Genomic DNA, 20,279 nt, shown 5'->3' with positions numbered 1-20,279 from the left:
AGCGGCATTTCGGAAGTGGGGGCCTAATACCTAATTCTATGCCCGCCGGCCGCTAGGTTGGCTTTCGACAGGTAGAGCCCCACACCCCTGCCACCACGAGTTTTGCGCGTGAAAAACAGACCAAACAAGCTTGCGACATCATCTGCATCGACACCAGGGCCACTGTCCGAAACGACTATCTCTTTATCCACCACGCCGAGTACAATTTTACGTTCCGCGTCCTGAGCAGTGCTCAGCCAATAGATGCTGTTATTTATCAGGTTTATGAAAACCGGCAGTAGCCGAGATTGTTGATCGAAGACACGGAACTTCAGGAACGCGTCAGTAACACTAAAAACGATACCCTGCTTCGCCATAGGCAGACGAAAAAACTCGCCGACATAATCGGCGATTTCCCTACCAGTGATCCAGCGCTGAATCTTCTGTCCTGCCAGCCGGAGCGGCGAGAGAAATCTGAGCTGGTCCGTCAGTCCTTGATAGCCGAACTCAATGTCTTTCACGGCGCGGCTGCTTCGAACCTCGTTCGGCAATTTCCCGAGTCCATCTCCAATTATGTCGTCATAAGCCTGAAGCTCATGACCAACAATCTCAACCGCAATCCCGAGCTGCGCTAGCGCGTTCAACCGATCAAGTTCAGCACGCATGTCGCTCACTTCTTCCATACTGAAGGCAGCAAGCTGCTCCAGATCGATACTTTCCTTTAAGCTTTCCAATGCGCCGATATATGGCAGGAAGATATCCGCGTTATCAGAATCGACGCGGGATTTCATCTGTTCCATGAGTTTAGATGTTTCGGCAAACCCAAGCTCTCCGCGATCAAATCGTTCCAAGAGAGGTTCGGCTTCCGAATGGAAGTGTTTGTTTCGTAAACTAACTAGATCACGGATTCGTTTGAATTCTGCCTTCTGAAGTTCGTCGATCGTGCGAGCCGAGACTTTGATCCGATGATGAATCTGCCCGGCATTTCGCGCCAACTGACGCTCCAAAAGTTCGCGAGGTTTCCTCGGTGCGACGCGCTCGATTTGAGCGTCCAATTCCTGGGAAATGGTTTCAACTAATATGTTGGCTGCGCGAGCTGAATCTCGGTAGCTTGTGTACGTTTCTTCCAGAGAGCCAAGCGATTTTGGAGCGCCTGGAAGCCTAAAATCTGCAGCACGCTCCCTGAAAATCTCCAAATCTTGCTGTGCCCTCGAAATGTGGCCTTCGTCCGCTATGTAAAGGTTCTGGGCATAGTTCTCCAACTCACGAACAAGTCCGGGAAGCTCTTGTGAGAAACGTCTTAGTTTTCCTCGAAATTCCTGGCGTTGCTTCTGACGCAGCTTATTGCGGTCTTCGCTTGCACGCTTGGCCTTATTCGACTCTGTTATCTGCGGGAGTAGTTCCTGGCGAATATCAGAATCAGAGCCGAAATAGCGTCTCGCAGATTGTTCCAAAATTTGGGAGACGACGAGCTTCAATGTTTTTGCGGCCCGATTGTCCAGCAAACCCTCTCGCCCAGCTTTGTCTTTGAGATTAGGATTGGTGGCTCGGCTTATGGACAGCCGGCCAAACATTTGACGATGGTTCCAGAACTCTCTGCCTGCATTCTTGCTGCGGCGCGATTCGATTTCGAAAAAATCATTGTCCGTACGGCCGTACGGCAGAACTCTCAGTCCGTCTCTGAAGATCATAAACCCTGAATATCGCTCCGCTAGCCCTTTAAAGTGTTGAAACTCAGCTTGGGAATGGGTTGTCCTGAGAGCGGTGAACTCCATCGTGGCGATATATATATCAAATGGGCCGACCCTGGTGTCAGATCTTTGAGGGATGTCGAGATCCTTCGGAGGCTCAATGACGCAAGGCATATCAAGCCATTTGCCAAAGGCCTTTATGCGTCCTCGAAACGCGCCATCTGGCCCGACGGTACCGACTATTTGATGCTCCATGCCATCAAGTTGGCGACGGTCAAATTGCTTCTGGTCACCAAGGATGAGCCGAGGGACGGAGCCTTCCCACGCTCTTACGGAGTAAGAGAAATCTGGCTTTTTTCGTTGATCGTCGTCGTCGGCTGGATCAACAAACGGATCAACGAAACTCGACAGTGTTTCGAAGAAGCGCTCACGTGCAGCTCGAGCCGCCGGATCAGCGTCATCTGTGTCAAGCTCTACGCGTAGATCGTAATTTATCTGAGCAACAAGAAGGGCAGTTCCGTGGTTCGCCTGACCGCTCCAAACAGACCATTCAGCAAAATGACGATTACCAAAGTTGAGATGAGACAACGTGGATAGGATCGCCTCCGATGGGGGCAGTAGTCGATCTCCAGTGCCTCTATTATCGTCCAGATGGGATTGATCATATGCCCTCCAGGCATCTTGAAGCCGCTCCGCGCGACTGGCGTCGTGCCCCCCTGTTAGATTTTCCTTTAGAGCGGAGATAAGAGTAGGTAACCGCCCAAGAAGATCGCTCTGTTCCTCGAATTCGACAATTGGTACAAAAATATCGCTGAGATTGAGGAAAGGGTTCTCAAATAAGCGCCAGTCGATTAGAGCGGCGACGTAAGGCGCATTGATGCGCTTGGAGACCAAAAGCAAAATTGGTCCCAAGTTGGCACATGACAGCCGACCAATACCCTTTTGGCCCTGGCGTGTCCGCTGAGGCAGACCCAGCCGATCAGCTATTGGTGTGGTATCCGAAGTGGCTTTCGACTCAGTGCCAACGACCAGCCATCGCCCTACAAGCTCTGACCGGCTCATCCCGTGCCCATCGTCCGAAATTACGGCAACCGGATCCTCGCCATTATAAATGTTGAGTTCGACTTTTCTAGCGTATGCGTCGAATGCATTTTTCCAAAGCTCAGAAATCGCCGTCGGGCAGTCCGCAATCTGTTCGCGGCCCAGGTGGTCGACGGTTCTAGCTTTGGTCTGAAACGATACGCCGTCAATCATGCCATTTCTTGGGTTCTCAATGCGGCGGTCTTTGTGTCGGCACTTTGCTCGTGAGTTGCGTGCGAGCGCTGTATAACAGGCTTGAGATATTCGATAAGAAATCTGCCGAGAGCGACAGGGACAGCATTTCCGACCTGTTCGCCCGCAGCCATCAACCCTCCCGAGAAAAAATAGTTGTCAGGAAAGGTTTGAATTCTCGCCGCTTGGCGAACGGTGATGCCGTGGTCCAATGTTGGGTGAACAAAGCGGCCCTTGGATGGGTTAATGCAAGCGGTCGTCATTGTCGGCCCGGGTTCACTAGGATTGATCCGTCCGTAGACATCATTATGACCGTCGTGCCCTTCATGACAGGATAGAATGCGGCCAGAATCATGACGGCTTCCTCCGTTCGGAGGTGTTCGTCTGAAAGTTTCGACAAGTTCCGCGCCATGGTTCATATGGACGTCATTCTCATCCCCGACCGGAGCCGTCTTGAAGGCGTTGCTGCAATCAACCCAGGCTGCGAGAGTGGGACTCCTTTCCCGCGCTGTCGGACTTCCGTGGGTAGGCGATGGCGGCCATGGCAGATCACCTAGCAGCACACCATTTCGGAGGCCAAGGATGAAGACGCGCTTCCTCCTTTGCGGAACACCGAAATCACGTGCATCTATCGTGATAGGTTCGTAGACGTGATAACCTGCTTTAAGGCCTTCATCATAAAACCTATCCAAAGCCGCGGCGTGGCGAGGCCAAAGCATCCCTGGCACATTTTCCATGAGAAAAATGGTCGGCCTAAATACTTTCACGAAATTGAAGTAGACGTGTATGAGGTCATTACGTGTGTCCGCGACACCTGCATCTTTGATTCGGTGCGTGGAAAATCCTTGACATGGGGGGCCTCCGAGTAAGAGATCGCAGATCTCCCCTTTGTTGAAAACATGCTCGTGCTCTTCCTCAGGTGACATAGTTGAAATGTCACCTTCACGCACGACAGGAGCGTCCTCAGCATGGCAAAGATTGCTGCGATAGGTGGATGCCGCGTGGCGGTTATTTTCAATTGCCAGCTTTATTGTGAGGCCTGCTTGCCTCGCGGCCAAAGAAAACCCCCCGGCGCCAGCAAACAGATCGACGCAGTTAACCATCTAATTCGGACCGGCCAAGTAGTGACTTTGCCGCCGTCATATTCAACATCACGCAAAAATCCCCCATTCCCGATAGCACATTCTAGCGCCGCGGTCGAGGAGTGTCGAGATGTCTGGTCGACTGTTTACCTGACAGGTCGAGCAGTCAACTATTCCCTTTTAGCAGATGGAGAAGCCTCTTTGATAGTGCCTCATCGTTCGTTGCCTCGCATTCCCAAATGACTGCAACCCTCCAACCGAGAGCGGAAAGCTCGTGCTCCACAATACGGTCTCTCTCGATATTTCGCGCAAATTTCTGATTCCATCTTTCCGTATTGGTGGCAGGATGGCTAGCGCGCTTACACACGGGGTGCCGATGCCAGAAGCAGCCGTGGACAAATAAGGCAGTCTTGTATCGAGGAAGGAGGATGTCGGGCGTGCCTGGCAAGTCGCGACGGTGAAGGCGAAACCGGAATCCTAGTCGATGAAGTACCCGCCGCACCCGTATTTCCGGCGCGGTATCCTGCCGTCGAATTCGTCCCATCAAGTCTCGGCGAGCGGTAGCCGATAGGTGATCCATATGAAGTCCTGCGGACGTTCCAACCCTTTTGCTCGGTCAAAGCATGTCTTAAGATGGCCGAACGAGCTGCGGAACGGTTAGAGCCCAATTTCGTATCTTTCTGTGAGGGATCGACCTAGTATCGCATAAGCGCTTCCATTTGAATGAGTAAAATCATCTCTGCGTCAGCCGTACGCGACAAGCGCAGAAGGCGGCGTCGCACACGATCAGTGGTGACTGATCTCGATTTGCCAGCCTTGAAGCGATGCGCGGATGCTGGTCCTGGAAGAGTAAGAAGGGCGGCGAATGCCACAGCCGCTCACAATGTTCCGCTGAAACCAGACCGTCCGCAATCGTCAAGAGTTTCGGGCTTAAGCCGACAGCAACAATTCACGCGTCTCCCCTCACGCCCCCAGCGACGGCTCCGTATTTACCTCCAGCACTTCCCCCGCCTCATCCTCCTCACCCAGCACCTCTCCATGCACCGCAAGCGGCCGCCCGATCCAGATCGGGTCGACCAGATGGTCGCGCTTGGGGTTTGTCGTGTTGGGGTGGATGAGGATGCTGAGGCGGGGGCAATCACCAGCGTTGGTCCACTTAGTTCACAGGGCATTGCGTGATGCCGCCCGGTACGCTTCTATCCGTGGCGCGCCATGGGGGGGTAATCATTTGTCTGCGAGGAACCAAACGTCCACCGGTCACGAAGCGAGCGAGGCCGGTTGGCTCGATCTTCATTTCGAATCGTCGCGCCCCGAATATGAGGCGGCCTTGCTCGATGCGGGCATCCGCCCGGGCTCGCGCGTGCTCGATGCCGGTTGCGGCAGCGGCGGCTTCCTGCCGCTCATCGCCCGGGCCATCGGCCCCTCCGGCTTCATCGCCGCGCTCGACCTCGCGCCCGAAAACATCGCCCGGGTCGAGGCGCTCGCGGGCACGCTGTCCGAGCCACCGGAGATTGCGACGCATGTCGGCAGCATCCTGTCGCTGCCATTCGCCGACGCATCGTTCGATTGCGTCTGGTCCGGCAATGTCATGCAGTATCTGACGCCGGCCGAGTTCGAGCTTGCCGTCGGCGAGGCCAGGCGCGTGCTGAAGCCGGGCGGCATCTTCGCCGTCAAGGATTTCGATTCGACCATTCTGCAGATCCTGCCCATGGACCGGGCGCTGCTGGCGCGCTTCATGGCAGCCAGGCTCCAGGGTTTCCGCGACCGGGGCGTGCTCGGCACCGATTGCGGTTCGACGCTTCCGGCGCGCCTGCGCCAGGCGGGCCTGGAGGTCGTCAGCCGCAAGGGCTGGCTGGTCGAGCGCTGGGCACCCGCGCCTCGCTTCACGCGCGACTATGTTCGCGACCTGCTGGCCTATTTCGCCAGCGTCGCGCCGGGCTATGCCCTGCCTGATGCCGACCAGGCCTATTGGCGGGAGCTGAAGGAGCGGCCGGATCGCCTGCTCGACGATCCGGATTTCTGCTACCGCGAATTCTTCGTCATGGCGGTTTGCCGGATTTAGCGCTTCGCCGCGACGGCCGAAGCCGCGACGCTGCGCGAGGGTGCAGGCAAACCCGTTTCCGAGATCGAGGCTGAGCCAAGCCGCATTCGCCAGCTCTCCGCTCAAATGGCCGGCTTTCGAGCGAATTTCTTCGCGAACCGTTAATTCGGCCGTGCTGTTAATAAGCATCTGCTAATGAACTGGTTCGCGCGGGGGTACGCAATGACCAAGAATCTCGGCAATGCACGCTATATGCCGCCAAAGGAGCAGCAAGGCTCGGTCCTCGGCAAGGTCGCGCCGGCGCTGTTCCCGCTGGCCGTGGTCGCGCTGGGCTACGTGATCGGCAGGCAGTTCTTCGGCCTCTAGGCTCCGCCATCAGGCGCCGGTTTCGGCCGCGGCTTCGGGTCTTGCTTCGGCGCGGATGCGGTCGCTTGCCACGAGCACGACCGGGCAGGGGACGGCGGCCAGCACCGCCATGGCGGTGTCGCCGAAGAACAGTTCCTCGCCCGGCCGCTGCGTGACGCCCATCACCACCATCGCCGCCCCCTTGGCCACTTCCCTGGCGATCGCCTTGTCGGGCGTGGCGCGGGCACGGATGGCGGTGTCAACGGCGACGCCGTAGCGGTCGGCGAGATCGACGACATCCTTGAGCACCGCCTCCTCGCGACGATGCGAAACGGTGCCTTGCCGGGCGCCTTTGCGCGCCTGCGAAACATAGAGCACCTTGACCCGCGCCCGGTGCGGCCTTGCCAGCGCCAGGGCGAAATCGGCTGCGCGTCGCGACACTTCCGTGCCGTTGACGGGAACGAGGATGGTGGTTCCGGCGCGCAGCACCGGCATCTTGGTCCCGGCGCCGGCCCCGTTCAGCACCAGGCAGAGCGGACCGTCGAAGCCGCTGGTCATGTCGTTGAGCGCCTCGGTGAACGATCCCTTCTCGGTCAGCATGGCCTCGAGCCCGACCAGCAGCAGGCCATAGCCCTTGCGCGCCTCCTCGGCGATCGTCCGTGCGGTCGCTTCGCGTTCGCTGCGGGCGGTGAGATGCACCTTCTCGACCGGCGTGTCCTCGGCCTTGCTGACCGCTTTGGCGCTTCTGGCGGCGCCCTTCTTGACCTCCTTCAAGGCACGCTCCGGGCCCTTGTCGCGGGCCGGGCCGGCAAGCCTGCCGTCCTTGAGGTGGAGAAGCGTGGTCGGCATGCCGCTGCCGCCGCCGACCAGGCCGGCGAGATAGGCGGTGAACTTGCCGACCGGGCTGTCGTCGACCAGCAGCAGCAGCCGCTCCAGCTTGGAGACGAAGCCGCGCTCGTCGAGCAGCTCGCGGTCGACCCGTTGCTTCTCGGCGTCTTCGACGGGCAGCCGGCCGAGCGCCCAGCGCAGCATGGGCGGCATGGCGAGCGTGGTGATGACCGCCATGGTGACGATCATGGTGAACAGGTTGTGGGAGAGGATGTTCATCGACAGGCCGATCGAGGCGACGATGACCTCGGTCGAGCCGCGCGCGTTCATGGCGCTGCCGACGGCGGTCGCCTCCTTCAGCGTCATGCCGGCGAAGCGGCCGCCGATGAAGGCGCCGCCGAACTTGCCGATGCTGGCGATGAGCACCAGCGCCAGCGTCAGCAGCGCCAGCGTCGGGTCGGCAAGCACGGTGAGGTCGGCCGAAAGCCCGGCCATGCCGAAGAAGATCGGCATGAAGAGCGCGGTGATGACGCCGCGCAACTGGCTCTCGATGTGGCTGGACAGGATCGGCGATTCGCCGACCAATATGCCGGCGACGAAGGCGCCGAGCACGGTATGGACGCCGATCAGATTGGTGATCAGCGCCATCACGCCCATGATGATCAGGATGACCGATATGACGGCGTATTCGCTGCGGAAGGAATCGTTGCTCCAGCGGATCAGCGTGAACACCAGCCGGCGGCCGATGGTGAAGGAGAACACCATGAACAGCGCCACTTCGGCCACCGTCACCACCAGCGGCACGATTTGGAGGCTGCCATTGGTGGCGATGCCGAAGGTGACGGCGATGATCAGCCAGCCGATCGTGTCCTCGATGATGGCCGAGGAGATGATGACCTGGCCGAGATTGCGGCGCATGAAGTTCATCTCGCGCACCACCATGGCGACGATCTTGACCGAGGAGATCGACAGGGCCGTGCCAAGGAAAAGCCCGGCGACGACGCGCTCGCTGGGGTCGGGCAGCAGCGTGTCGGGCAGGAACTGCGCCAGCGCGAAACCGCAGGCAAAGGGCACGACGACGCCGGTTGCCGAGATCGAAAAACACGCCGCGCCCACCCGGCGCACCAGGCGCAGGTCCGTCTCCATGCCGGTGAGCAGCAGGAGCAGCAGGACGCCGAGCTGCGAGACCGCCTCGATCATGCTCTTCTGCGCGGGGTCGGTCGAGAAGATCAGCTGCTGCGCGCCGGGCCAGAGCCAGCCGAACAGGGAAGGCCCGAGCAGGATGCCGCCGATCAACTGGCCCATGATCGCCGGCTGGCCGTAGCGCTGGAAGATTTCGCCCAGGCCACGGCCGACCAGCAGCAGAAGCACGATCTCGGCGACGAAAACGCCCTCCGCCGAGCCGCCCATGCCCGCTGCGTGGCTGCTTGCCTGGGCTGCCCAGGCCGGACCTGCTGAGGCAAGGACGGCGGAAGGGATGAGAATGGCAGGAAGAAATCTCGTTTGCGGCCAGTGCCTAGTCATCCAACCCCTCAACGCGGATCAAGTCCGCTGCGCATAAACGTGCAATGCCGCGCAAGGTTGCGGGGGGCGGGCCAATCTGTTTGGGCCAATCTGTTGGGGTAAGTGCCGACATAGGAGACAGCGCTCTTCTCCCCGTCTCTATACGGGGAGGAGGTGCCGGCAGGCGGATGAGGGGCAGCGCCGACATGGGAGAAATACAGGATCCAGATGCTATTTGCCGAAAGCTTGGCGCCGCCCCTCATTGTCCTGCCGGACATTTCTCCCCGTATAGTGACGGGGAGAAAGGCCCATACCGGCTGGACGCCGCCCGCGGATTGCTTCGCCAATTGTCGGCGTAGCGGCCGCGATCGGCGATCTAGCCCGACTTCTTGGCGCCGCCCGGCAAAGCACCTTCAGGCGGCGGCTCCGGGCCGAAGACGCTGCGGCCGCCGAGCAGGTGCGACTGGTCGAACTCGCCGGCGACGATCTCCGTCAGGCTCGGGCCGGTGACGTAGCGCTCCAGTCGCCGCGCCTGGCCGTCGAGCCGCTGCAAGGCGGCAAGCTCCTCCTCGCGGCCGAGCTTGGCCTTGGCGACCGCCGACTTCATGACGGCGATGGTTTCGTCATAGACCTTCAGCGGCACCGGAAAGGGATGCCGGTCCTTGCCGCCATGCGCCAGCGAGAAGCGCGCCGGGTCGGAAAAGCGGCACGGCGCGCCATGCACCACCTCCGCCACCATGGCCAGCGCCCGCACCGTGCGGGCGCCGACGCCCGGCACCAGCAGCAATTCGGGAAAATCCGTCGGGCCGCTCTCGATGGCGGCGGAGATGTTGCCGTGCAGCCGGCGCATGACGATGTCGCTTTCGCGCACGTCATGGTGCGCCGGCATGACCAGATTGGGCAGCATTGGTTGTGCACTGTCGCGCTTTGCTTCAGTCGCCGCAGGCTCGATGGCGGCGAATTCGTGCACGATCCGGTCGGGACCGAGCTGGCGCAGAAGATCGAGCTGGCCGCTGCGCGAGGCCTCGGCGCGATGGTCGGTGAGGTTGACGATCTCGCCCTGCCGCTCGCCCTCGATGGCCGCGTGCGGCTGGTCGACGAAACTCTTCAACCCTTCCGACAACCAGTGGTAACGGCGCGCCTGCCTTCTGTCGCCGTTCATGCCTTGCTGGACGACCACCCAGCGGCTGTCGTCGGTGACGATGAAGCCGTGCAGATAGAGGTCGAAACCGTCCTGCACGGCGGCGCTGTCGACCTTGGCGACCAGGCGGCTGGCCGTGGCAAGGGCCGCGCCGTCGAAGCCGACACGTTCGCCGATCATCTCCAGCTCGTGCGGCGTCTTGCGCGAATGAGCGCCGCGTCCGCCGCAGACATGGATGCCGAGCTCGCCCGACAGCGGCGTCAGCCCGCGCTTCAGCGCGCCGATGACGCTGGTGGTGATTCCGGACGAATGCCAGTCCATGCCCATCACCGCACCGAAGGACTGGAACCAGAAGGGATGCGCCAGCCGGCGCAGCAGCTCGTCGCGGCCATAATGGTGGACGATCGCCTGGCACAGCACCGCGCCGAGCCGCGTCATGCGGTCGCCCAGCCACTTCGGGACCCGTCCGCCATGCAGCGGCAGGTCGGCGCTGCCGCTTCGCTGCGTCACTTGTTTCGATGCTCCGTGGCCGGCCGCCCAGAGGCCGGCTCTCTCCCTCTAGATGGCATCCATGCGGCTATTTTCCAAGCCGGCACACAGGCGCGCATTCGCGGTTTGATTCAGGATGGCGCCTCACCCGGTTGTTCGCAAAGCGTTTTTGTCTGTTGGCGGGCTAGACATGCACGTCTCCGAAGGAGAGTTCGCCGTTGTCGTCGGGCGTCAGTAAGGCGACGGCCAGCAGGCCGGCAAAGAGGATGGCGACCAGCGTGACGATGACCAGGCCGGGCACGGGACCCAGGGCGGCGGCGCTGACGGCCTCGCGCAATGTGCCGACGAAACCCACCGGCGCGGCCCGATCGAGCAGGCTCGGCGTCGACAGTTTGAGGATCCAGGCGAGCAGCAGGATCAGCATCATATGGATGTAGTTGCGGCGCAAACGGCGCGCCAGCGCCACCCGCTGCGAGACCAGGAATTTCGGCGTGCGCAGGCTTTCGCCGACGATCAGCAGCCAGTCCGAGGCGAAGTCCGGCTGCGGCGAGAATATCTGCGCGAAATAGTGGCGCTCGAACTGGCGCACGCGGGCGCGGTAGACATCGAAGAAGCGGTAGCGCCGCGCCTCGATCCACAGCAACAGCAGCACCAGCAGCATGGCGAACAACAGCACGCCGTGGTGGGCACTGGCCGTCGACAGCGACACCGACAGCATCGCGGCCACGACGGTGATCGCCCAATTGCTGGTCCTGTCGATACGGTCGCGCCATCCCGCCATGCGCGCAATCTCGGCGCGATGGAAATGCGACATCACGGTGACCATTTCGCCAGGCGTAAGTGTCCTGCCGACGGGCGTTGCCGGCGCATCGTTCATAGTTCCCTCCCAACCCTATGGAACGCCTCGAACGCGATCTCGTTCCGCCGACGGCGGCTCGCGCCAACCCAGGCGGACTTTCGGCCAATTCTATCGCGACGGTGGTGCGCCGAGTCTTTTCAAACGCTTGGGCAGGTCCGCTCAGCTTCTGAGTCCGGGTCCGAGTGGCTCTGGCTCTTGAGAATCCCTTTGCCTTGGGCAACATGACGAACATGAACAAGCCGATTTCCACCGCATCGCCGCGCAAGGCGGCGATGGCGCTGACGGAGGCGCTGGTCGCCCGCACCTTGCGCGCGGTCGAGGATGCCGGGCCGACGCCGGGCATGGTCTACATGACCGACGCCGACTATGCGCGTTTCAGCGACGAAATCCTGGCCGATGCGCCGGCCGGGCCGCTGAAACTGTTCGCCTATGGCTCGCTGCTGTGGAAGCCGGCGGGCGAGGTGAGGGGCGGCGAGCGCGCGGTGGCGACCGGCTGGCACCGCTCCTTCTGCTTCACCGTGCAGCGGTTTCGCGGCACGATCGAGCAGCCCGGCCTGATGATGGCGCTCGACCGTGGTGGCCAATGCCAGGGCATGGTGTTCGAGATCGCGGAGCCGGTTGCCGACAATCTCGAGGCGCTGCTGCGCCGCGAGATGACCATCCTGCCCGCCGTCAACGTGCCGCGCTGGCTGCGGGTCAGGACCGAGGGCGGCATGTGCCGCGCGCTCGGCTTCGTCGTCGATCCCGCCAATACGCGCTATGTCGGCAGGCTGGACAAACGGGCGATCGCGGCGACGCTGGCCCGGGCCGCCGGCCATTGGGGCTCGGGCGCGCAATATCTGTTCGAGACCATCCGCCACCTCGACGCCTGCGGCATTCGCGATCGCAACCTGTGGCAGTTGCAGGCATTGGTGGCCGAGGAGATCAACCGCGTCCACGCCACGGCTTAGCGATCGGCGTCCCAGCGCAACGCGATCCGGAAGTTCCAGACGCTTTCCCGCCCCTCCAAATCTTCCGCTTGACGAATACATATCCCGACGGTTATACGTCCATCAATAGCCAACGGGTTATCGATTAAATGCCGGATGCTCATGATGCGCTCTTCAGGACGCTCGCCGACCCGACGCGGCGCGCCATCTTCGAACGGCTGTGCCGCCAGGGAGAGCAGACGGTGGGAGCGCTGACGATCCAGTCGGGGGTCTCGCAGCCGGCCGTGTCGAAGCATCTGGGCGTGCTGAAGCAGGCCGGGCTGGTGCGCGACCGCCATGAAGGCCGCCAGACACATTACAGCGCGCAGCTCGGCGCGCTGGCGCCGCTGATGGACTGGACGCGTGAGATGGCCGGGTTCTGGGAAAGCCGGTTCGACGATCTCGAGGATCTGCTCAAAAGGATGGACCAGTGAACGACAGTGCCGCCGAGACCCGCACTGTCGTCGTCGAGCGGCAGATTTCGCATCCGCCGGAAAAACTCTGGCGCGCACTGACGCAACCGCATCTGATTGAGGAGTGGCTGATGAAGAACGATTTAAATCCGGTCGTGGGCCATCGCTTCAACCTCAGCACCGCCTGGGGCGGCGTGCTGGATTGCGAGGTGCTTGCCGTCGAGCCGCACAAGACGCTGTCCTACACCTGGAACCTCGCGCACCAGGACCCGGCCTTCGATCTCAGGAGCGTGGTGACCTTTACGCTCACCCCGACGCCTGCCGGGACCCATCTGCGCATGGAGCAGTCCGGTTTCCGGCCCGAGCAGAGACGGGCCTATGGCGGCGCCAAGATGGGATGGCCGAAATTCCTGGAGAAGCTGGAAGAGCTCCTGGCACGCACGGACTGAAGTCCGCCGGCCGGGGTTCATGGCAAGGCTGTTCGAAGGCGGCCGCCGCAACAAAACCTATGGAGGACATGCGATGAAGATCAAATTGACCCGCGTCTATGTGGACGACCAGGAGAAGGCGCTTGCCTTCTACACCGACGTGCTGGGCTTCACCAAGAAGGCCGATTTCAGCAACGGGCCGTTTCGCTGGCTGACCGTGGCTTCGCCGGACGAGCCTGAGGGAACCGAGCTGCAGCTTGCGCTGAGCGACAACCCCGCGGCCAAGGCCTACCAGCAGGCCCTGTTCAAGCAGGGCCAGCCGGCGCTGATGCTCTTCACCGACGACATCAAGGCCGATCACGAGCGCATCAAGGCGCGGGGCGGGGCCTTCGCCATGGCGCCGACCGAAGTGACCGGCTCGACCATTGCGCAGCTCAACGACAGCTGCGGCAACCTCATCCAGATCACCCAGCTGGCGCGCTGGTAAGCGGCCTTTCGTTCATTTCCAGGAGGAGGTAGCATGGATTGGAACAAATGGGTCCGGCAAACGCATCGCTGGCTGTCGATCATTTTCACGGGGACCGTCCTCGCCAACTTCGTCGCCATGGGCTTGGGGCAGCCGCCTGCCTGGGTGGTCTATTCGCCGCTGCTGCCGCTGTTCCTGCTGCTGTTCAGCGGCCTCTACATGTTCGTGCTGCCATACGCCGCCAAGCGGCTTAACGGGCGGCAGCCCGCGAGCCAGTAAGGACGGGATGGATGGCGAAGAGGCAGGGGCGATCAGCCAAAGGCGCCGCCAGGCCAGCAACCGCCGGTCCGGTCCTGCTTTCTGGCGGCAACCCGCAGATCGCCAAGGGCGAAGGCAACGCCCCCGTGCAGGCCTATATCGCAGCCATGCCGGACTGGAAGAGCGAGGCCGGCGGCCGTCTCGACGCGCTCATCGAGCGTGCCGTGCCTGATGTGCGCAAGGCCGTCAAATGGAACTCGCCCTTCTATGGCGTGGAAGGCGAGGGCTGGTTCCTCAGCTTTCATTGCTTCACGAAATACATAAAGGTGGCCTTCTTCCGCGGCATGTCGCTGAACCCGGTGCCGCCTGGCCAGTCCAAAAGCAAGGACACGCGTTACCTTGACATTCATGAGGACGACGAGTTCGACGAGGCCCAGTTCACCGAGTGGGTGAAGCAGGCGAGCCGACTGCCCGGCGAACGGATGTGAGATTTGCGCGCCGGGCCCGGATTTGCCGCGCGCAACAGAGCGCCTATGATCGGGCGGACGGGCGGTGACCGCCCTCAAGGCTGAAGGAGAACGGACATGACGAAGAGCGGGTCGCCAGAAGGCAGATCTCCTTCGCAGCTCATAGACGGCAGGATCGAGGAACTCGGCGACTGGCGGGGCGAGATGCTGAGCCGGCTGCGCGGCCTGATCCGGCAAGCCGACCCCGAGATCGTCGAGGAGTGGAAATGGCGCGGGGTCCCGGTGTGGGAGCATGCCGGAATGATCTGCACCGGCGAGACCTACAAGAACGTCGTCAAGCTGACCTTTGCCAAGGGTGCGGCGCTGCCCGATCCGTCGCGCCTGTTCAACTCCAGCCTGGAAGGAAACACCAGGCGCGCCATCGATTTCCAAGAGGGCGAGGAGGTCGACGAGGAAGCGTTCAAGGCGCTTATCCGCGCCGCTGTGGCTCTGAACAAGTCAAAGGCCCGGCGATAAGCTCCGTGTGACTGGCACCGAAGAATGCGGCGGGCAGAATGAAGCCTGTCGCGCTCCTTCGCGCCCTTCTGGCCTCATCCGTCCCTCAGCCACACCAGCATCTCGCCGGGCTCGCGGTTGTCCCAGGCGAAATAGGGGATGGCGGTCAGCCGCGTCTGTCTGGCAGCGGGCGGGTCGGTGCGGTAAAGCCCGTTTTGCCAGCCCTCATCGGTGTCGGCCAGCGCTGTGGTCGAAAGCGCCACCACGCCGCCCAGCAGGTCCGGCTCGTCATGCGCCTCGATGCTTGCGGTGCGCGGCAATGCGATGCGGTGCAGGCTGCCGTCATTGTCGGTCGCCTCGACGCAGTAGATCAGCGGGCCGCGCGAGAGCGCCACGCGGCCGGCGTCCTGACGCACCTGCGGGTTGGCGTAGAGCCGTTCGATCGGCATTTCGAGATCGAGGCGGACGCTATCGCCCTTCTTCCATGTGCGCCGGATCGCCGCGTAGCCATCGCTGGTGACGTCCTCGAGCTTCACCGTCTCGCCATTGACCTTGAGCGCCGCGCCGGCGCTCCATGCCGGCACGCGCAGATGCAGGGTGAACGCGACCGGCGCCTGCGGCTCGATGGTGATGGCGACCGCGCCGTCCCAGGGGTAGCGGCTCGCCTGCGTCAGTGCTACCGGCACGCCCGCTATGTCGAAACGAGCGGTGGAATCGCCATAGAGATGGACGGCAAGCGCGTCGTCCGCCAGGCTGTAGAAATAGCTGCCGATGGAGGCCACCATGCGCCCGATATTGGGCGGGCAGCACGGGCAGCGGTGCCATTTCCATCTGTTGTGCCGGCCCCGGCTTTCCAGCGGGTTTTCGTAGAAGAACAGCGAGCCGTCGAGCGACAGGCCCGAGATCGAGCCGTTGTAGAGCGCCCGCTCCATGATATCGGCGTAGCGGGCGTTCGGCCCCATGCCGAGCATGCGGCTGGCCCAGAACACCAGGCCGACGGCGGCACAGGTCTCGGCGTAGGCGCTCTCATTGGGCAGGTCGAAATCGCTGGTAAAGCCCTCATTGTGCGCCGACGGTCCGAGCCCGCCGGTGATGTAGAGGTTCTTGCTGGTGAGATCGTCCCACAGCCGGTCGAGCGCCACCCGCAAGCTGTCGTCGCCATATTCGGTGGCGATGTCGGCCATGCCGGAATAGAGATACATCGCCCTGACCGCATGACCGACGACCTTGTCCTGCTCGCGCACCGGAATGTGCGACTGGCTGTATTCATAGGTCTTGAAATGATAGGCCTTGGGATCGGTGCCGCGGGCGCGCGCCTCCTCGTCGAAATAATGCGGTTGCTGGCCGCGCTGCTCGATGAAGTATTTCGCCAGCTCCATGTATTTGTTCTCGCCAGTCACCCGCGCCAGCTTCACCAGCGCCAGCTCGATCTCCTCATGGCCGCAATAGCCCTTCTTCTTGCCCGGCTCGGGCCCGAGCACCGAGGCGATATGGTCGGCATAGCGGCACATGACGTCGAGCAGCTTGCGCTTGCCGGTCGCCTGGTAATAGGCGACGGCGCCCTCGATCAGGTGGCCGGCGCAATAGAGCTCGTGGCAATCGCGCAGATTGGTCCAGCGCAGGCCGGGCTGGATGCGCTGGTACCAGCTCGAGAGATAGCCGTCCGGCTGCTGCAGCTTTTCGTAGAGGTCGATGACGGCGTCGATCTTCTTCTCCAGCTCCGGGTTCTTGGCGCGGTAGAGCGAATAGGCCGCCGTCTCGATCGTCTTGCCCCAGTCGGAGTCCCAGAACATCTGCGTCGTCACCGTCGAGCCGGTGAAGCCGGGGGAGGCCGCCTCGTCGGGCGAAGGGGAATGGAACGGGATGACGACGCCGGGCGAGGGCCGGTCCGGATCGATCTGCTCCAGCATGCCCGCCTCGACGCAGCGGTCGTAGAGGATATCGGCGGTGCGCGCGGCGACGGCGTCGGCACGGTCGCCCCAGAAGCCGTGCACGTCGACCTGGGGCACCGGTAGCGGCCGGAAGGCGAGTTTGGGCCTGGAGGCGCCGGCAGGCCTGGCGGAAGACGATGCGGTCATGAACTTACTCCATTCGATCGATCACTTGACGGCCCCGGCCATCAGGCCGCGGATGTAGAAGCGCTGCAAAGCCAGGAACAGGATCAGGCACGGCACCATCATCACGGTGACGCCCGCCTGCACCGCGCCCCAGTCGATGGCGCCGAAGCGGCCGGACTGGAGTGCGGTCATCATCACCGGCAGCGTGAACTTGGACTGGTCGGTCATCAGCACCAAAGCGGCGAGGAACTCGTTCCAGGCGCCGAGAAAGGCGAACAGCGCGATGGTGACGACGCCCGGCCAGACCAGCGGCAGCATCACCTTCAACAGCATGGTGGCGTTTCCGGCGCCGTCCATGCGCGCGGCCTCCTCGATCTCGCGCGGCACCGCGTCGAAGGCGTTGCGCATCATGAAGATCGAGAACGGCAGTTGCAGCGTTACATAGACGCCGACCAGCCCGGTCAGCGTGTTGTGCAGGCCGAGCTTGGTGAGCACCAGGAAGATCGGCGTCAGGATCGACTGGAACGGGATCATGATCGTCGACAGGATGAGGACGAAGAACAGGTCCTTGAGAGGAAATCGGAAGCGCGAGAAACCGTAGCCGGCGAGCACGGAGACAACGACGGAGACCAGCACCGTCATGACAGAGACGTAGATGCTGTTCTGCGCCGAGACCCAGAGCCCGTCGCCGAACGTGTTGAGCGTGGCGTAGTTTTCCAGCGAGAAGCCTGTCGTCGGCCAGGGCGGCAACGGCGGCTGGCGCGCCTCCTGCGCCGGCTTGAAGGCCGACAGCGCGGCCCACACGATCGGCGCCACGAACAGCACCGAGGCGATGATGCCGGTGGAGTGCCTGACGACGCTGGCGGCGAGTTTGCCTTGAGCGGACATTGCCTGCGCCATCAGTCGACGCCCTCGGGCTTCCTCAGCAGCCAGAGCTGCACGAGGCTGAGCGCCACAAGGATCACCAGCAGCACCATGGAGAGCGCCGCGCCATAGCCGAGCTTGAACGACACGAAGGACTGGTTGAAAATCCAGTACACCGCCGTCAGCGTCTGGTTGCGCGGGCCGCCGCGCAGGATGATGTAGAACTGGTCGAAGGCGAGGACCGAGCCGGCCACCGACAGGATCAGCGCCAGCGCCAGCGTGCGGCGCATCAGCGGCAAGGTGATGGCCCGGAACCTCGCGAACGGGCCGGCGCCGTCGATGACGGCGGCCTCCTGCAAATCCTGCGGGATCGATTGCAGGCCGGTCATCAGGATGATCATGGTGAAGCCGGCGACCTTCCACACCACCATGGCGATGATCGACCAGAAGGCCGGCTGGAAGGTGGCCAGAAGGTTGAATTTCCTGTCGATCAGGCCGAGGTTGTAGGCGGCCGGGCTGAACAGGCCGGAATCGACGTTGAGCAGCCATGACCAGAGCAGGCTCGCCGAGGCGAAACCGACCACCGCCGGCATGAAGAAGGCGGTGCGGTATAGATTGGTGAACGGGCGCGGCCGCTCGATGAAGATGGCCAGCGGGAAGGCGACGGCGAAGATCGCGATGGTGACGATCACCGTGTAGTAGCCGGTGAATTTCAGTGCGTTCCAGAACCTGGTGTCGCGCAAGATCGCGACGTAATTGTCGAGGCCGATGAAGGAGTGCCCGCCCATCAGGGGCCAGTTGTGCAGCGACATCCACGCCGTCATGCCGAGCGGGAGGACGAAGAACACCATGACCAGCGCCACGGCCGGCGCGACGTAGATGAGACCGATCCATTGCCGGCGACCGGCACCGACGAGTTTTCGGGCGCGGGGCGGGGCGGTGGTTGCTGTGATGGTGGTCATGGCTGGCCCGCTTTTCCTTCTCCCCTTGTGGGGTGAGCGGCCGGTTCGCCGGAGGCGAATTCATCGTGCCAGTGGCACGATGAAAGGCCGGCGAACACCGGGAGGCTGCGAAGCAGCGGGGACCCGGCAGAGTGGATCGGCCACCACCCGGCCCTTCGCAGGCTCAGGGCGTTCGAAGCTCGAAAAGCCAAGCAGTTGGCTTTTCGTCCCCTGCGCGGACTGCTTCTCACCCCACAAGGGGAGAAGGGGAGGCGAAGTGCGCTAGGTCCCAAGCTGTCGATGCTAGTGAGTCTTCTCAACGCGATAGCCCTGTATCTGAACCAAACAATATCCAGCCACCCGCTCAGGGAGACGGCCGGCCGGCAGGCAGGCGCCTATTTCTGCGGCGCCTGGTCTATGATCGACTGCATGGTCTCCTGCGCATTGGCGATGGCGCCGTCGACGTCGTCGCCGAAGAACACCTCGTTGACCATCTGCGTCCACGGGCCGTTGGCGGAGTTGATCAGGTCGTTGAAGACCACCGAATAGGGCGTCTTGCCCTTGGCCATGGCCTCGGCTGCGACCTGGTAGCGCGGGTCGAGGTCCTTCAGCGCGTCCTTGGCGATGTCGCCGCGCACCGGCAGGCTGCCATATTTGGCCAGGATCGTCTGGCCTTCCAGCGAATAAGCGAAGTCGAGGAACTCCTTCACCACATCGATCTTCTTGGTGCCCTTGGTAACGACGAAATTATCGCCGCCGGCAAAGGACGACCAGCCGCCATCCTTGCCCGGCAGGAAGGTGATGCCGTAGTCGATATCGGGATACTGGGTGTTGAGCGCGCCGATAGCGAAGGCACCCGACGGCGAGATGCCGATGTTGCCGCCGGCGAAGGCGGCGAAGAAATTGGCGCCGGTGTCGGTCTGGGCGCCTTCCGGCACCAGGCCCTTCTTGACCATCGAGCGGTAGAGATCGATGGCGCCACGCAGCTGCGGGCTGTCCAGCGTCGCCTTGGAGCCGTCCTGTGAGAGGATATCGCCGCCCGAGGCCCAGACCAGCGGCGTGAAGGTGAAGATGTTGCAGCCGCCGCAATTGCCGGAGAAGTAGAAGCCCTTGATGTTGCCGCCGAGCGCGTTGACTTTTTCGGCGTCGGCTTCGATCTCGGCCCAATTGGCCGGGCCCTTTTCGGGGTCGAGGCCGGCCTGCTTGAACAGCTTCTTGTTCCAGATCAGCACCGAGGCGTCGGCGGAGAAGGGCAGGCCGTAGATGCGGTCCTTGTACGTGCCCGTCTTCACATGAGCCGGCGACAGGCTGGCGAAATAGGGGAGCGACTTGGCCCAGTCGGTGATGTCCTCCAACTGGCCGGCGGCAGCAAAGGAGGGCGTGTAGATCAGGTCGAGCGACAGCGCGTCGGGCGCCGTGCCGCCGGCGGCGGCAGCACCGTATTTCGGAATGATCTCGGCGTTGGGGATGATGTCGAGCTTGATCTGGTTGGTGTGGCCCTTGTTGTAGGCATCGACGATGCGCGGCATGAAGTTCGAGCCGTCGGCGCGCACCCAGATGTTGGCGGTCTCGGCGGCGGCAAATTGCAGCCCGCAGCCGAATACGGCGGCCGTCAAGGCCAGCCTGGCAATCAAAGTCCTCATATTCTCCTCCTCCACGTTTTGGCCGCGATGCGCGGCTTGCCGCCGATTG

20 protein-coding genes are annotated in these 20,279 nt (G+C 62.3%); 9 read left to right on the top strand and 11 right to left on the bottom strand.

Annotated features, from left to right (window positions below):
- Nucleotides 1-23 precede the first annotated feature (23 nt).
- From FJ986_RS12200 to FJ986_RS12185, 4 genes are all read right to left on the bottom strand, one after another.
- The gene (locus tag FJ986_RS12200) at nucleotides 24-2,924 is read right to left on the bottom strand and encodes an ATP-binding protein (protein WP_181181873.1); all 2,901 of its coding nucleotides are present in this window, start codon (nucleotides 2,922-2,924) and stop codon (nucleotides 24-26) included.
- Nucleotides 2,921-4,045: a DNA cytosine methyltransferase gene (locus tag FJ986_RS12195; protein WP_140657475.1), complete on the bottom strand. Its 1,125-nt coding sequence runs from the start codon at nucleotides 4,043-4,045 to the stop codon at nucleotides 2,921-2,923. Before FJ986_RS12195 ends, FJ986_RS12200 begins: the two co-directional genes overlap by 4 nt.
- A 145-nt stretch (nucleotides 4,046-4,190) precedes the next feature.
- Nucleotides 4,191-4,604: a DNA mismatch endonuclease Vsr gene (gene vsr, locus FJ986_RS12190; RefSeq protein WP_140657473.1), complete on the bottom strand. Its 414-nt coding sequence runs from the start codon at nucleotides 4,602-4,604 to the stop codon at nucleotides 4,191-4,193.
- Nucleotides 4,605-4,987: 383 nt separating this feature from the next.
- Nucleotides 4,988-5,146 carry a DOPA 4,5-dioxygenase family protein gene (locus tag FJ986_RS12185; protein WP_281405885.1) on the bottom strand — a complete coding sequence of 53 codons (159 nt, stop codon included), beginning with the start codon at nucleotides 5,144-5,146 and terminating at the stop codon, nucleotides 4,988-4,990.
- 106 nt (nucleotides 5,147-5,252) lie between these two features.
- Here FJ986_RS12185 and FJ986_RS12180 point away from each other — a divergent pair, with 106 nt between their 5' ends.
- Both FJ986_RS12180 and FJ986_RS30470 read left to right on the top strand, forming a co-directional pair.
- Complete coding sequence (locus FJ986_RS12180) at nucleotides 5,253-6,086, top strand: methyltransferase domain-containing protein (protein WP_246681797.1); 834 nt, start codon at nucleotides 5,253-5,255, stop codon at nucleotides 6,084-6,086.
- Between the two features lie 201 nt (nucleotides 6,087-6,287).
- The gene (locus FJ986_RS30470) at nucleotides 6,288-6,431 is read left to right on the top strand and encodes a hypothetical protein (protein ID WP_181181872.1); all 144 of its coding nucleotides are present in this window, start codon (nucleotides 6,288-6,290) and stop codon (nucleotides 6,429-6,431) included.
- A gap of 9 nt (nucleotides 6,432-6,440) precedes the next feature.
- Here the strand turns inward: FJ986_RS30470 and FJ986_RS12175 are convergent, their stop codons facing one another.
- From FJ986_RS12175 to FJ986_RS12165, 3 genes are all read right to left on the bottom strand, one after another.
- The gene (locus FJ986_RS12175; RefSeq protein ID WP_246681796.1) at nucleotides 6,441-8,648 is read right to left on the bottom strand and encodes a cation:proton antiporter; all 2,208 of its coding nucleotides are present in this window, start codon (nucleotides 8,646-8,648) and stop codon (nucleotides 6,441-6,443) included.
- Between the two features lie 469 nt (nucleotides 8,649-9,117).
- Nucleotides 9,118-10,392, bottom strand: coding sequence for a DUF763 domain-containing protein (locus FJ986_RS12170; protein ID WP_140674395.1), 1,275 nt, complete (start codon nucleotides 10,390-10,392; stop codon nucleotides 9,118-9,120).
- A gap of 163 nt (nucleotides 10,393-10,555) precedes the next feature.
- Nucleotides 10,556-11,248, bottom strand: coding sequence for a DUF2270 domain-containing protein (locus FJ986_RS12165; RefSeq protein ID WP_140674394.1), 693 nt, complete (start codon nucleotides 11,246-11,248; stop codon nucleotides 10,556-10,558).
- Between the two features lie 212 nt (nucleotides 11,249-11,460).
- Between FJ986_RS12165 and FJ986_RS12160 the strand changes: the two genes are divergently transcribed.
- The 7 genes from FJ986_RS12160 (at nucleotide 11,461) to FJ986_RS12130 (ending at nucleotide 14,746) form a co-directional block, all read left to right on the top strand.
- Complete coding sequence (locus tag FJ986_RS12160; RefSeq protein ID WP_140674392.1) at nucleotides 11,461-12,180, top strand: gamma-glutamylcyclotransferase; 720 nt, start codon at nucleotides 11,461-11,463, stop codon at nucleotides 12,178-12,180.
- Nucleotides 12,181-12,308: 128 nt separating this feature from the next.
- Nucleotides 12,309-12,632: a metalloregulator ArsR/SmtB family transcription factor gene (locus tag FJ986_RS12155; RefSeq protein WP_140499215.1), complete on the top strand. Its 324-nt coding sequence runs from the start codon at nucleotides 12,309-12,311 to the stop codon at nucleotides 12,630-12,632.
- Nucleotides 12,629-13,060: an SRPBCC domain-containing protein gene (locus FJ986_RS12150; protein WP_140516269.1), complete on the top strand. Its 432-nt coding sequence runs from the start codon at nucleotides 12,629-12,631 to the stop codon at nucleotides 13,058-13,060. Before FJ986_RS12155 ends, FJ986_RS12150 begins: the two co-directional genes overlap by 4 nt.
- A 73-nt stretch (nucleotides 13,061-13,133) precedes the next feature.
- Nucleotides 13,134-13,526, top strand: coding sequence for a VOC family protein (locus FJ986_RS12145; RefSeq protein WP_140674391.1), 393 nt, complete (start codon nucleotides 13,134-13,136; stop codon nucleotides 13,524-13,526).
- 33 nt (nucleotides 13,527-13,559) lie between these two features.
- Nucleotides 13,560-13,784, top strand: coding sequence for a hypothetical protein (locus FJ986_RS12140; protein ID WP_140674389.1), 225 nt, complete (start codon nucleotides 13,560-13,562; stop codon nucleotides 13,782-13,784).
- Between the two features lie 11 nt (nucleotides 13,785-13,795).
- Nucleotides 13,796-14,251, top strand: coding sequence for a DUF1801 domain-containing protein (locus tag FJ986_RS12135; RefSeq protein ID WP_140674387.1), 456 nt, complete (start codon nucleotides 13,796-13,798; stop codon nucleotides 14,249-14,251).
- 96 nt (nucleotides 14,252-14,347) lie between these two features.
- Entirely contained in the window at nucleotides 14,348-14,746 is a 399-nt protein-coding gene (locus tag FJ986_RS12130) for a DUF1801 domain-containing protein (protein ID WP_140674385.1), read from the top strand.
- Nucleotides 14,747-14,820: 74 nt separating this feature from the next.
- Here the strand turns inward: FJ986_RS12130 and FJ986_RS12125 are convergent, their stop codons facing one another.
- From FJ986_RS12125 to FJ986_RS12110, 4 genes are all read right to left on the bottom strand, one after another.
- Nucleotides 14,821-16,803: a glycoside hydrolase family 127 protein gene (locus FJ986_RS12125; protein ID WP_140674383.1), complete on the bottom strand. Its 1,983-nt coding sequence runs from the start codon at nucleotides 16,801-16,803 to the stop codon at nucleotides 14,821-14,823.
- Nucleotides 16,804-16,824: 21 nt separating this feature from the next.
- Nucleotides 16,825-17,682: a carbohydrate ABC transporter permease gene (locus FJ986_RS12120; protein WP_140671085.1), complete on the bottom strand. Its 858-nt coding sequence runs from the start codon at nucleotides 17,680-17,682 to the stop codon at nucleotides 16,825-16,827.
- Nucleotides 17,682-18,608, bottom strand: coding sequence for a sugar ABC transporter permease (locus tag FJ986_RS12115; RefSeq protein ID WP_140674381.1), 927 nt, complete (start codon nucleotides 18,606-18,608; stop codon nucleotides 17,682-17,684). Before FJ986_RS12115 ends, FJ986_RS12120 begins: the two co-directional genes overlap by 1 nt.
- Nucleotides 18,609-18,982: 374 nt before the next feature.
- Nucleotides 18,983-20,230, bottom strand: a complete 1,248-nt coding sequence (locus FJ986_RS12110) for a sugar ABC transporter substrate-binding protein (protein ID WP_140516254.1) — start codon at nucleotides 20,228-20,230, stop codon at nucleotides 18,983-18,985.
- Between the last annotated feature and the right edge of the window lie 49 nt (nucleotides 20,231-20,279).

It is taken from the genome of Mesorhizobium sp. B1-1-1 (genome assembly GCF_006442955.1).
In the GTDB taxonomy this organism is placed as follows: Bacteria; Pseudomonadota; Alphaproteobacteria; order Rhizobiales; family Rhizobiaceae; genus Mesorhizobium.
Note: the sequence above shows the minus strand (reverse complement) of the source record. Positions and strands in the feature narration are given on the sequence as shown.